Source organism: Bacillus cereus group sp. MG16 (genome assembly GCF_040459875.1).
In the GTDB taxonomy this organism is placed as follows: domain Bacteria; phylum Bacillota; class Bacilli; order Bacillales; family Bacillaceae_G; genus Bacillus_A; species Bacillus_A paranthracis.
The window spans coordinates 626085-639730 of record NZ_JARVHE010000001.1; the positions used below are offsets into that span (position 1 = coordinate 626085).

The following is a 13646-nucleotide window of genomic DNA, read 5'->3' on the forward strand; positions in this document are numbered from 1 at the left end:
AAAGGGGGATGAAATGAATGGGAGAAAAAATGTTAGGAATTATTAATGCAACGGGAAGTTTTCCTTCCTTAAAGAAAGTAACAGGGCATCGTTCACTAGCGGCGTTACCGTTTGGGGGCCGTTATCGACTCATTGATTTCATGCTTTCAAATATGGTGAATTCTAATATTCATAGTGTGGCAGTTTTTACAAGCCATAAAAACCGTTCACTAATGGATCACGTTGGTTCAGGCAAACAGTGGGATTTAGATAGAAAACGAGACGGACTGTTTTTATTCCCGCCAAATTGCCAATGTGATCAAGATGAATTTGGATCTTTTGCACATTTTAGAAGACATATTGATTATTTTCTAAGAAGCAGAGAAGAGTACGTCGTGATTACGAATAGCCATCTCGTAACAGCATTACATTTTCAAGCAGTGTTAGAGCGACATATACATACGGCAGCTGATATTACGGAAGTTTGCCATGAAGGAGTTTCGCTTCAAACATACGTGTTAAAGAAACAATTATTGTTAGATTTATTTGAGTCATATAAAGATGTGGAGCAATATAGCTTATTCGATGTAGTGAGAGAAAAGCGCGGAAAATCACTACATATTGCTACATATGAGCATACAGGATATGTAGCTATTATTGATTCGATTGAAAGTTACTATAAACATAGCTTAGAAATTTTGCAACCTGCTATTTGGAAGCAACTATTTAAGAAAGAAGCACCGATCTTTACGAAAGTAAAAGATGAACCACCAACTCGTTATGTAAAGGGTGCAGCTGTGAAAAACACAATGATTGCAAACGGCAGTATTATTGAAGGTGAAGTAGAAAATAGCGTTGTCTCCCGTTCTGTTAAAATTGGAAAAGGTTCAATTGTTCGTAATAGCATTATTATGCAAAAGAGCCAAATTGGAGATAATTGTATAATAGACGGTGTTATTATTGATAAAGATGTGAAAATTGGTGACGGTGTTGTTTTAAAAGGAACTGCCGATGAGCCATACGTTGTAGAAAAAGGAAGCATTCAAAACAGTACGATTAATAGTTATTCTTAAGAAATCAGTGGGGGTTTTTCCTCCACTGATTCAAATTTTAATTTAAATGAAAACTCGAAGGGAGGAAGCTGCAAGGGAAGTAGTATAAGCTTTTCGTGCAGTGGGACAACAAGTGAATATTTTATTTGCAGTATCAGAATGTGTACCATTTGTTAAATCGGGAGGATTAGCTGATGTAGCAGGTGCGCTCCCAAAAGAGCTAAAAAAATTAGGTGTGGACGTTCGCATTGTACTCCCGAATTATAGTCTTATTCCGCAAAAATTAAGGGACGGATGTACGCTACATAAAGTAATTAACGTCCCGCTTGGCTGGAGAAATCAATATTGTGGAATTTTAAAAGGTGAGCAAGACGGGATTACGTATTACTTAATAGATAATGAATATTATTTTAAGAGGGATTCTCTGTATGGTCATTATGATGATGGAGAGCGTTTTTCTTATTTCTCGAAAGCAGTATTAGAGTGTATTCCGCATCTTGATTTCGAAGTGGATGTTCTTCATAGCCACGATTGGCATACAGCCATGGTGAATTTTTTACTGCGTGAAAAGTATCAAGATAACCCGTTATATGAGCATATTAAAACGGTATATACGATTCATAACTTGCAGTTCCAAGGTGTATTTCCTCCTGAAGTGATGTACGACTTGTTAGAACTTGGTGATGAATATTTTCATAGTGAGCAGTTAGAGTTTTATGGAAATGTGAACTTTATGAAGGGCGGTATTATCGCTTCTGATCAAATTACAGCGGTTAGCCCGACGTACAAAGAAGAAATTCAATATGAATTTTTCGGTGAGAAGTTAGATGGATTACTGCGAAAATATAATGATAAGCTTAGTGGCATTGTAAATGGAATTGATACGAGCGTGTACAATCCAGAAACGGATTCGTATATTACTGCTCAGTACGATGCAGGTTCATTATATGAAAAGAATGAAAATAAACGCGCGTTGCAGCGTTATTTTGGTTTGCCAGAAAAAGAAGATACACCAATTATTTCAATGGTAACGAGATTAACGAAGCAAAAAGGTCTTGATTTAGTACGTACTGTATTCCGAGAAATAATGGAAGAAGATGTACAATGTATTATTTTAGGATCAGGTGATTCGGAATATGAACAATTCTTTGAGTGGATGGCATATGAGTATCCTGAGAAGGTAAAAGTGTATATCGGCTTTAATGAGGAGTTAGCGCACCAAGTGTATGCGGGAAGTGATTTATTCTTAATGCCATCACTGTTTGAGCCGTGTGGCCTTGGACAACTTATCGCATTAGCGTATGGTACGATTCCAATTGTAAGGGAAACAGGCGGATTAAATGATACGGTACAATCTTATGACGAAGAAACTGGAGAAGGAAATGGTTTCAGTTTCACGAACTTTAATGCACATGATATGTTGCACACGGTTCGTCGTGCAATTGAATTTTATCATGATAAACCGGTATGGGATCAGCTTGTAAAACAAGCGATGACTGAAGATTATAGCTGGGAGAAATCAGCTCTTGCTTATAAGAAATTGTATAAAAGTCTCATGGAATAACTTGTAGGTGGTGAAGAGATGTTTACTCATGTTGAAAGTTTCAAATCAGCTTTTCTAGAAAAGTTAGAGACGATGTATGGTAAAAGTTTCAAAGACTCTACAACTCGTGATCAATACAATACGCTTGGGTATATGGTACGTGAGTATATGAATAGTCAATGGATTGCAACGAATGAAAGTTATCGGTCTGGAGAGCGAAAGCAAATGTATTACTTATCCATTGAGTTTTTACTTGGGCGTTTGCTTGGAAGTAACATATTAAATTTAGGCATCAAGGATGTATGTGAGCAAGGGCTTTCTGAGCTTGGAATTTCGTTGCAACAATTAGAAGAGGTGGAAGCAGATGCAGGTCTTGGAAATGGTGGACTTGGACGGTTAGCAGCCTGTTTCCTTGATTCACTTGCATCTTTAAACTTACCAGGTCATGGGTGCGGAATTCGTTACAAACACGGCTTATTTGATCAAAAAATTGTTGATGGTTATCAAGTTGAATTTCCAGAACAGTGGCTTCTTCATGAAAATGTATGGGAAGTAAGAAGGCATGATCAAGCTGTAGAAGTAAGTTATTTCGGCAATGTTGAACCGCTCTACATTGATGGGCGTTTAGAATTCAGGCATACAAATGCAGAAGTAATTATGGCCGTACCATATGACGTTCCAGTAGTAGGTTATGAGACGAGTACTGTAAATACACTTAGACTTTGGAATGCGGAACCAGTTCCTTTCCCACAAAATTGCAAAGATATTTTGAAATATAAGCGTGAAACAGAGGCGGTATCGGAGTTTTTATATCCAGATGATACGCATGATGAGGGGAAAATACTTCGTTTGAAACAACAGTATTTCCTCGTATCAGCAAGCTTGCAAAATATCGTTCGTATGCATAGAGAAAGATATGGTGACCTTCGTCAATTACATGAGAAAATTGCGATTCATATTAATGATACCCATCCAGTTTTGGCGATTCCAGAACTGATGCGTATTTTATTAGATGAAGAAAAACTAGCATGGGAAGAAGCTTGGCACATAACGACGCAAACGATTTCTTATACGAATCATACGACGTTATCAGAAGCTCTTGAAAAGTGGCCAATTCACATTTTTAAACCGTTATTACCGAGAATTTATATGATTATTGAAGAGATTAATGAACGTTTCTGTCATGAACTTTGGGAACGTTATCCGTATGAATGGCATCGCATTGAAGAGATGGCGATTATTGCGCATGATCTTGTGAAAATGGCTCATTTAGCAATTGTCGGTAGCCATAGTGTAAACGGTGTAGCAAAAATTCATACGGAGATTTTAAAACAACGTGAAATGCGATTGTTTTATGAGTTTTATCCAGATAAGTTTAATAATAAAACGAATGGAATCGCTCATAGACGCTGGTTAATGAAGGCGAATCCGCAACTGACAAACCTTATTTCAGAGGCGATTGGAACAGAGTGGAAGAAAGAACCGATTAAGCTTCAAGAGCTACAATTAGTTCAATACGATGCGAGTTTCCAAGAGAAATTTGCAGAGGTAAAACAAGAGCGTAAAGAGATTTTAGCAGCGCGCATTCATCATACAATGGGGATTACAATTGATCCTAATTCTATTTTTGATGTGCAAGTAAAAAGACTGCATGCTTACAAGCGACAATTATTAAATGTTCTTCATATTTTATACTTGTATAACCGTTTGAAAGAGGATGCTAGTTTTACATTTTATCCGCGTACTTTTATCTTTGGAGCGAAAGCATCACCTGGCTATTACTATGCGAAAAAAATTATTAAATTAATAAATGAACTTGCAAGGAAAGTGAATAACGATCCGTACGTAAGCCAATATATGAAAGTTATCTTTCTAGAAAACTATCGAGTGTCTGTAGCGGAAGATATATTCCCAGCGGCCGATGTAAGTGAACAAATTTCAACAGCGAGTAAAGAAGCATCCGGAACAGGCAATATGAAATTTATGATGAATGGTGCGATTACGCTCGGCACGTTAGACGGAGCGAATATTGAAATAAAAGATAGAGTCGGTGATGATAACTGTTTCATTTTCGGTTTAACAGCCGAAGAAGTTCTTCATTACTATCAAAATGGTGGATATCGTGCAAGTGATTATTATCACCACAATGGGCACATTAAGAAGGTAGTAGACCAGTTAACGAATGGTTTCTTTGCACAGTCGGGAGCTGAATTTGAAGCAATTTACGATTCTCTTGTTATTCAAAATGATGAATATTTCGTTCTGCGAGATTTTGGCCCATATGCGGAAAAGCAAGAAGCTGTTGGTAGAGCTTATGAGAACCGAACGAAGTGGCTCGAAATGTCGATTTTAAATATTGCACAATCTGGTCATTTTGCGAGCGATCGAACGATTTTACAGTATAGTAATGAGATTTGGGGTATTGGTAATACAGTTACGCAAATTTAAAGAGATTGCTACGTTGGAAAAGATTATATGAAATTTATATCGGCGATTTTTAAGATATATCGGTTTACCGACAAAATTTAACACTAATAAATAAACCGAGCTTAAACTCATTAAGCTCGGTTTTCTTTTTTGCTTAAGAAAGAAATGGGATTGCAGTATATATGATACCTGTTCCATCATATTCTCCTGTCGCAAAGTATGAAAATGTAAAGAAACCTGTAAACGTAAAAATTACAATGAGAAAAAGTGCAAAGATAAATTTTAGCATGTAAGGTCCCCTCATCCAAAAGTAACTTCATATATTATTATAGTATAAGGATATTTAATTTCCAATTGTTTACTGGTTAAAAATGAGAAGTCAGACATGTTTTGTATGTTGTCATGGCATGATTATTTGCAATCGATTTTGTGTTTTTTGTAAAAGTCATGTTGTGATGAACGTGTGCATATTCCCAGTCTTGGTCATTAAAATTTATGTTTCGAGGAGGAAGAAGTGGAACGACATCAAATAAATTGACGAAACGAAAGCTACTAGCTACTTGCAGTTTATAATAATTCCGAAAGGCGATATCTCCCACTTTTGGGGAGGCAAATGTATACAGACCGTACTGTGCGAAGGCAGTGTTTATACGCGCATCGAGTATATGTAGTGTAGCGAGTGCGCCGCCTAAACTATGCCCTGTTGCAAGAAGTTTCTTATGGGCTGGTAATGATACGAGCATATCCATAATAGAATCTCGGCAAGATTCATAAATGGAAAGAAAGCCGTTATGGACATTTCCGCTATTTAAAGCATATGGATATGGTTTTTGGTTAACGAGTGAATCGATAATCCAGTCTGTATCTGTTTGTGTCCCGCGAAAAGCTACAATAACGGTATCCTCAGATTCTAGTATGAATCCGAACCATTCTGTCGTTTGAATGGTTTTTCCTTGAAAGCCTTGTACATATTGAAAACCATCTGGTATTTCAAAAATCCCATTTTGTTTATATTGTTCATACGTTAACTCACAACAAGAAGCTAACAGTATGGCAGTATCTTTATCAAAGGATAAAGGAGTACGCATTAAGGGAGCCTCCTTAAGAAAAGGTATAGTTCAATATATGCAGTGAGGGACTTGATTCATTCTTTTAGAAAAAAACCTTAAAACTACAGTTACGTGAGGGAGTATTATATGATTCGAAGTGGTTTGTATAGTCCACCTAAATAAAAAGAGCCCTATAAGGGCCCTGTTTACTCTTTTCCATCTAATAAACGACCAAGTCCACCTAAAACGCTACCTTCACCAGTGCTTTGCGCTGCTGGGCTTGTCAGACGTGCTGCTAAGCGGCTAAGTGTTAAGGACTGAATCCAAACTGTTCCAGGTCCTTCTAACGTTGCGAAGAATAAACCTTCGCCGCCAAATAGAGCTGTTTTTACTTTTCCAACGAACTCGACATCGTAATTAACGTCTTTTGTCATGGCAACGAGACAACCTGTATCAATGCGAAGTTTTTCGCCAGGCTTTAATTCACGTTTGTATACAGTTCCGCCTGCATGCATGAAAGCAAGTCCATCACCTTCAAGTTTTTGCATGATGAAACCTTCACCACCGAAGAAACCAGTTCCTATTTTTTTCGTAAACTCAATGCCGATAGAAACGCCTTTTGCGGCACAAAGAAACGCATCTTTTTGACAAACTACTTTCCCTTGATATTCTGTTAAATCTACAGGAATAATTTTACCCGGATAAGGAGCAGCAAAGGATACGTGACGCTTGCCGTGACCTGTATTTGTAAATACAGTCATAAACATGCTTTCCCCTGTAACGAGACGCTTACCAGCGCCCATTAACTTTCCGAATAAACCTCCAGATGGTCCAGAACCATCCCCGAAGATTGTTTCCATTTCGATGTAATCTTCCATCATCATCATTGCGCCAGCTTCTGCAATAACGCTTTCTTCTGGGTCTAACTCAATTTCAACAAACTGCATATCATCGCCGTATAATTTATACTCGATTTCATGTGCTCTCATTTTTTTCACCTCGTATGTAATAGATATTTATATTGTACAGAATTTAATAGGATTAGAATACTTTAGTTTTGTTAATTTTCAAATAAAGTGGGAGGACCCAAAATTGGTTGTCAGCTCTCATCAATCGGGCAGTCAGCAAATAGCGAGATAAAATATGAATATGGAAGTTCAACATTATATTAAAATTATAAAAAAATAATGGAATGAAAGTGTTCTCATTTGACGTTTTGGATATAGCGTGATATAGTGAAGTCACTATTGAGCTACATAATGTGGTACGGAAATAAAGCACGTTGAATTAAAGGCTGTAAGCTTGTTATACATTCATGTCCTTTATATCCACCTTTTCATGTGGATTCATAGTTTCATTTTTATTTAGGAGGTACATGACATGCAAACAGGTAAAGTTAAATGGTTCAACAGCGAAAAAGGTTTCGGTTTCATCGAAGTTGAAGGTGGAGACGATGTATTCGTTCACTTCTCAGCTATCCAAGGTGACGGATTCAAAACTTTAGAAGAAGGTCAAGAAGTTTCTTTCGAAATCGTTGAAGGTAACCGTGGACCACAAGCTGCTAACGTTACAAAAAACTAATTAGCTAGCGATAAAAAGCATTCCGATTTTCGGAATGCTTTTTTTATTCTTTGGAACTCGACTCATTTGAAGATAATTCGCCCTTAAAGGTGCGGTCTTCAAAGTCATCAAGCATTTGTTCATATTCTTCATGCTCTTCTGTAGCGAAAACTTGCAGATTTTTCCCATGCATATCTGTACCGATAAAGTTTTCGAAATCCTCTACGTAGCCTACATTTTCTTCGCTATTTACGTACATGCCATTGTAGTTTTTTGAATCTTGTCTTTCTAAATCGGACGGCGTTTCGGATGTTCCATAATTGGCAACATCTTGCCATGCATCTTCTGCATCATATTCAACAGAACGATCTTCGTCATGTTTGTGAAAAGAAGGAGACAACACTTCTTCTTCGACTGGTCGTGTATTCATATTTAACTTATTTGTTGCGTGCTGGATGCATGTTGTAGCAGTCGGCATTGCTTCTAATCTTTCAAATGGAATTTCTTCACCAGATACTTCGCAAATGCCGTACGTACCCGCTTCTATTTTTTGCAGGGCATGTTTCGTATCCTCTAGCTGTTTATGCCAAAGTTCAATAAGTCCGAAGTCTTTTTCGCGTTCATATAGCTCTGTTGCCATATCAGCGGGATGGTTATCATAGCTAGATAATTCTCCAACAGATTCACGTTCAGATGCACGATCTTCATTTTCGTGTGTTTGTATCGTTTGTTCTAGTTCTTGCTTTTGTTTTTCTAAAACGGATTTAAATTGATTTATTTGTTGTGGAGTTAACATAGTCGTCCACCTTCCTACAATTCAGTTTCTTTACATAGTATGAGCGTTGCGAGTAGGAATTATGAGCTGAAATTGGTATATGAAAAAGGAGCTGCATTAGCAGCTCCTTCTTATAGAAAATATCCAAGCAATAATCCGATTCCCATGAGGAGACCGAAGATTGTATTTGTTTTTGCTGTTGCTATCATCGCAGGTACCATTTCCATTGGAATGCTTTTGCCGATAAAGCCTTTCGTCGCTTTAAATGCTTTCGGTGCACTTAAAAATACGATCAGCATCCATGGTGATACGATGCCCACGATAATTAAAGCAATTGTCCAAATGTAGGAAACGATGAACATAGAAGCAAGTACACCAACCGCTCGCTCGCGTCCAACGAGAATGGCTAACGTTTTACGACCGTTTTCTTTATCACCATCTAAGTCACGGATGTTATTAGCTAGTAAAATGGCACCAATTAAAATGGAGCTTGGAATAGATAGTAAAACGACTTCTGATGTTACAGTTCCAGTTTGAATAAAGAATGAAATCCCGATAATAATGACACCCATAAATAATCCGGCTGTTAACTCTCCAAATGGTGTATAGGCAATTGGAAGTGGACCGCCTGTATAAAGGTAAGCAACGGCCATACAAACAAGACCGATTGCAGCAAGCCACCAGCTAGAATTCATACAAATATAAACACCTAATAGTATTGCGATGCCGAAAAATCCAAATGCTAAGTTAAGCACTGTTTTTGGCTGAATGCCATCGCGAACGATAGCGCCGCCGATACCAACTGAACCTTCGTGATCAAGTCCTCTTTTGTAATCAAAATATTCATTAAACATGTTTGTTGCTGCCTGAATGAGAAGACAAGCAAGAAGCATTATAAGGAAAAGAGGGAGATGTATTTGATTTATACCTCCGACCTGCATTGCATAGGCTGTTCCGATGAAAACAGGAACGAAAGCTGCTGTTAATGTATGGGGACGTAGTAAACTCCACCAAATGCGCCAGCCTGTTTGCTTGCTTGGCTTTGGCGCCGTAGGAGAGGAATTCGTTTCGACGTTCATTTCCATGTTGAATCCTCCTTTGGTCACATATTGTACACAACTAAGTGTAGAAAAAGCATCATTTAGTGTCAACGTTTATTTTCTAGGAAGAGAAGGTGAATTTCTCAGAAATGCTAAACGTTGACAGGCCTTTCGTTTGAGGTGTATCTTAAAATCAAGCGTAATTATGACTATTTTTCGCCCATAGGGGGGAGACAATTGTGATTCAAACGAAACAAAAAGGCTTGCAGGAAGTTCTAAGTGCAGCCATTAAGCATGCAACTGATGAAAAAATATTGGTTAGTTTTGTAAAAAAAATAGACTGGATGGATCCACTTCTGTTTTATGCAGCAGGAAAAAGGATCTCATTCGAAAATAGATGTTATTTTGCAGACCCAGCTCAGCATGTAATATTTGCTGGAATTGGTTCTGTTTTCACTATAGCAACTGCTTCTCACAAACGCTTTCAAACTGCTCGTGACGAGTGGGATAAAGTAAAAGAGAAAGCATTTGTACAAAGAGAAAGATACGAATTTGGAACAGGTCCTCTTTTATTTGGTGGATTTTCATTTGACCAAGAAAAAGAGAAAACAGATTTATGGAAAGAATTTGATGATACGACATTTTCACTACCAGCATTTTTATTAACTGTAAAAAATGAAAAAGCATGGTTAACAATGAATACATTCGTTTCAGCAACAGATTGTGCAGAAACTCTTTATAACAAAATTGTTTCTTTAGAAGAGAAAATTTTTGAGGAGAGTAAATGTGCACTAGAAGGATCGAAATTAACAGTTACTTCTAAAGTAGAAGTGGATCCGAAAGGCTGGATGAAGTCCATTGAGAAAGTGCAAGATGAGATGAAGCAGGGGAACGTGCAGAAGGTTGTATTAGCGAGGGAGCTAAAAGTAGAGATGAATCATCATATTGATTCTGCGCTTGTTTTAGAAGCACTTCGCATTGGGCAACCAGATTGTTACGTATTTTCTTTTGATTATAAAGGAGCATGCTTCTTAGGAGCGACGCCAGAGAGATTAATTCGTAAAGAAGATGAGAAGTTTACTTCAATGTGTCTTGCTGGTTCAACTGGTCATGGTCAATCTATAGAAGAAAGTAAGCAAAATAGTGATGCGCTTCTTCATGATGAAAAGAATTTAGCTGAACACGGTTATGTTGTGAACATGATCAGGTCGGTATTAAATGAGCACTGCGAATCCGTTAATATTCCGGAGAGTCCCGGTCTATTAACAACGAAAAACTTAATTCATTTATATACGCCTGTAGAGGCAAAAGGCGACGCGAGTCTTTTAACGATGGTAGAAGAATTACATCCAACACCAGCTCTTGGCGGGACACCTCGTTTAGAAGCGATGAAACTAATTCGTGATGTTGAATTGTTAGACAGAGGATTATATGGTGCACCGATTGGCTGGATAGATGATGAAGGAAATGGTGAATTTGCGGTTGCACTTCGCTGCGGATTATTAAATGGCGAGAAAGCATCCTTATTTGCCGGTTGCGGGATTGTAATTGATTCAGTACCGCAACTTGAATATGAAGAGACAAGTTTGAAGTTTAGACCGATGCTTGGTGCTTTGGAGGAATTAATGAAATGAACAATCATATAGAAGCATTATCATATTATTTAGGCGCGTTCGTGGATGAACTGACGCGTCTAAATGTATGTGATGTTGTCATTAGTCCAGGCTCACGGTCAACGCCGATTGCTCTACTAATGGAACAACATGAAGGAATGAACACATATTTACATGTAGATGAAAGATCTGCAGGATTTTTTGCGCTCGGTATCGCAAAAGCGAAAAAACGACCGGTTGCATTATTATGTACGTCAGGAACGGCTGCAGCGAACTACTATCCAGCTGTATGTGAAGCTTTTCATTCGCGAGTGCCGCTTATCGTCTTAACGGCAGATAGACCGCATGAATTAAGAGATGTCGGTGCACCACAAGCGATGAATCAAATTAATTTATACGGCACGTTTGTGAAGCAATTTACAGAGATGGCACTTCCAGAAGCGAATGAGGCGATGTATCATTACGCTCGCATGACAACGCAGCGCACGATAGCAAGCGCGCTTTTAGCACCGCAAGGACCTGTTCATCTTAATTTTCCGGTTCGCGAACCGCTTATCCCGGACTTCTCATTAGAAAGTTTATGGGATAAAGGACGCGGAGAATATACAGGAGTAGTTCAGCGAGGGAACGCGGTGATGCCGAGTGAATATGTAGATTCTCTTGTAGGGCGCCTTTCACATATGGAAAAGGGGCTTATTATTTGTGGAGATGATAGTCATTCAGAAATCGCAACGTTTGCAACGCAACTAGCTGAAAAAACGGGATATCCAATATTAGCGGATCCACTTTCTAACATTCGTAGCGGGCACCACGACAAAACGATGGTAATTGACTGTTACGATACATTTTTACGAAATGAATTGTTAAAAGAAACGTGGAAGCCGGACGTTTTAATTCGCTTCGGTGGTATGCCTGTTTCGAAAGCATTAACGCAATTCATTAAAAAACAGACGAAAGCCGTTCATATCGTTGTTGACGAATCTGGACAATGGAGAGATCCGGCTCTCGTTGCAACAGAAGTTGTCCAAGCGAGTGATATTGCATTTTGCAGTGCACTAATAGAAAAAATGCCAGTTATGAAAAAGAATGATTGGTCCCAAATGTGGCAACATATAAACGAAAAAACGAAGGAAACACTTCGTGAAATGGAAACATATGATACGGCATTTGAAGGAAGAGTCATTACAGATATTGTCCGCGTATTACCAGAAGGGGCAACGTTATTTGCAAGTAATAGTATGCCAATTCGTGATACAGATTCTTTCTTCTTCACATCTGATAAAGACATTCAAGTAATGGCAAATCGCGGTGTAAATGGGATTGATGGAATCATTTCGACAGCTTTAGGAGCGAGCATGATTTGTGATCCGCTCGTATTAGTGATTGGTGATTTATCATTCTATCACGATTTAAATGGACTATTAGCTGCAAAGTTACATGAATTAAATATAACGATTGTCGTTGTAAATAATGACGGTGGTGGTATTTTCTCATTCTTACCACAATATGAGAAAAAGGAACATTTCGAATCATTATTTGGAACTCCAATTGGGCTTGACTATGAGCATGTTGTTAAAATGTACGGTGGTTCATTTAGCCGTGTAAATGGTTGGGAGCAATTTCGAGAAGAGGTACAAAAAGGAACGACGACAAAAGGTTTACACGTTGTAGAAATTTGTACGAACCGTGATGAAAACTTAACATTGCACCGTAAATTATGGGCAAAAACGCAGGATGTAATTACTACATCCTTACAAGGTGAATCAAAATGAACGTAACGCTGCAAGGTGTATCGTATGAATATGAAGTAGTCGGAAGCGGGGAACCACTTCTACTTCTTCATGGTTTTACGGGAAGCATGGAAACGTGGCGTTCTTTCGTTCCTTCTTGGAGCGAGCAGTTTCAAATCATTTTAGTAGATATTGTTGGGCACGGAAAAACGGAAAGTCCTGAAGATGTGACGCATTATAATATTCGAAATGCGGCATTGCAAATGAAAGAACTACTAGATTATCTTCATATTGAAAAAGCGCACATACTTGGCTATTCAATGGGCGGTAGACTGGCGATTACGATGGCGTGTCTATATCCAGAATATGTATGTTCTCTTTTATTAGAAAACTGTACAGCTGGGCTTGAAAGTGAAGGTGAGCGAAAAGAACGCTGTGAAAAAGATGAGCGACTTGCTCAAAAAATTGAGCGAGAAGGCATCGAAAGTTTTGTATCGATGTGGGAAAATATTCCGCTGTTTGAAACGCAAAAACGTTTAGCACAAAACGTACAAGAAGCAGTGCGAAAAGAACGACTTGCTAACAATCCAAAAGGGCTTGCAAATAGCTTGCGCGGTATGGGAACAGGGGCTCAGCCTTCATGGTGGAATGAGCTACAAAACTTAAAAATGCCTGTTCTTTTAATGAACGGTGAGCATGATGAAAAGTTCTTTCGTATATTAAAAAATATCGAAAAATGCGTCTCTGACGCGAAATTTGTCAAAATTGATGGCGCTGGCCATGCAATTCATGTGGAACAACCGGAAAAGTTTGATACAATAGTAAAGGGATTTCTAAAAACTATGCAGTGATGCTTTTTTCAGTTAAGAATGAAGTTA

The 13646-nt window shown here is 38.3% G+C and carries 12 protein-coding genes; 7 read left to right on the forward strand and 5 right to left on the reverse strand.

The window, feature by feature from the left end; genetic code table 11:
* Nucleotides 1-17 precede the first annotated feature (17 nt).
* The 3 genes from glgD (at nt 18) to glgP (ending at nt 5022) form a co-directional block, all read left to right on the forward strand.
* Nucleotides 18-1052, forward strand: coding sequence for a glucose-1-phosphate adenylyltransferase subunit GlgD (glgD, locus tag QCI73_RS03185; RefSeq protein ID WP_000504147.1), 1035 nt, complete (start codon nt 18-20; stop codon nt 1050-1052).
* 112 nt (nt 1053-1164) lie between these two features.
* Complete coding sequence (glgA, locus tag QCI73_RS03190) at nt 1165-2595, forward strand: glycogen synthase GlgA (RefSeq protein ID WP_327922638.1); 1431 nt, start codon at nt 1165-1167, stop codon at nt 2593-2595.
* Nucleotides 2596-2613: 18 nt separating this feature from the next.
* Complete coding sequence (gene glgP / locus QCI73_RS03195; RefSeq protein ID WP_070807064.1) at nt 2614-5022, forward strand: glycogen phosphorylase; 2409 nt, start codon at nt 2614-2616, stop codon at nt 5020-5022.
* A gap of 133 nt (nt 5023-5155) precedes the next feature.
* On the opposite strand, the gene QCI73_RS03200 is transcribed toward glgP, so the two are convergent.
* From QCI73_RS03200 to QCI73_RS03210, 3 genes are all read right to left on the reverse strand, one after another.
* A complete protein-coding gene (locus QCI73_RS03200) occupies nt 5156-5290 on the reverse strand; it encodes a hypothetical protein (RefSeq protein WP_000911070.1) in 135 nt (44 codons plus the stop codon).
* A 76-nt stretch (nt 5291-5366) separates the two neighbouring features.
* A complete protein-coding gene (locus QCI73_RS03205) occupies nt 5367-6089 on the reverse strand; it encodes a lipase family protein (protein ID WP_001260122.1) in 723 nt (240 codons plus the stop codon).
* Between the two features lie 167 nt (nt 6090-6256).
* Nucleotides 6257-7039: a TIGR00266 family protein gene (locus tag QCI73_RS03210; RefSeq protein ID WP_001201259.1), complete on the reverse strand. Its 783-nt coding sequence runs from the start codon at nt 7037-7039 to the stop codon at nt 6257-6259.
* A gap of 391 nt (nt 7040-7430) precedes the next feature.
* Between QCI73_RS03210 and cspD the strand changes: the two genes are divergently transcribed.
* Nucleotides 7431-7631, forward strand: a complete 201-nt coding sequence (gene cspD / locus QCI73_RS03215) for a cold-shock protein CspD (protein ID WP_001193054.1) — start codon at nt 7431-7433, stop codon at nt 7629-7631.
* Nucleotides 7632-7674: 43 nt separating this feature from the next.
* On the opposite strand, the gene QCI73_RS03220 is transcribed toward cspD, so the two are convergent.
* Both QCI73_RS03220 and QCI73_RS03225 read right to left on the reverse strand, forming a co-directional pair.
* Entirely contained in the window at nt 7675-8406 is a 732-nt protein-coding gene (locus QCI73_RS03220) for a yteA family sporulation protein (RefSeq protein WP_000957375.1), read from the reverse strand.
* 110 nt (nt 8407-8516) lie between these two features.
* A complete protein-coding gene (locus QCI73_RS03225) occupies nt 8517-9470 on the reverse strand; it encodes a 1,4-dihydroxy-2-naphthoate polyprenyltransferase (RefSeq protein WP_000425747.1) in 954 nt (317 codons plus the stop codon).
* A 194-nt stretch (nt 9471-9664) separates the two neighbouring features.
* Between QCI73_RS03225 and QCI73_RS03230 the strand changes: the two genes are divergently transcribed.
* From QCI73_RS03230 to menH, 3 genes are read left to right on the forward strand one after another with little or no spacing between them, the layout of a single operon-like run.
* On the forward strand, nt 9665-11059 hold the full coding sequence (locus QCI73_RS03230; protein ID WP_353822486.1) for an isochorismate synthase: 1395 nt from the start codon (nt 9665-9667) through the stop codon (nt 11057-11059).
* The gene (gene menD, locus QCI73_RS03235) at nt 11056-12810 is read left to right on the forward strand and encodes a 2-succinyl-5-enolpyruvyl-6-hydroxy-3-cyclohexene-1-carboxylic-acid synthase (RefSeq protein ID WP_353822487.1); all 1755 of its coding nucleotides are present in this window, start codon (nt 11056-11058) and stop codon (nt 12808-12810) included. Before QCI73_RS03230 ends, menD begins: the two co-directional genes overlap by 4 nt.
* Nucleotides 12807-13619: a 2-succinyl-6-hydroxy-2,4-cyclohexadiene-1-carboxylate synthase gene (gene menH / locus QCI73_RS03240; RefSeq protein WP_262724714.1), complete on the forward strand. Its 813-nt coding sequence runs from the start codon at nt 12807-12809 to the stop codon at nt 13617-13619. The genes menD and menH overlap by 4 nt, the downstream gene beginning before the upstream one ends.
* Nucleotides 13620-13646: the final 27 nt, after the last annotated feature.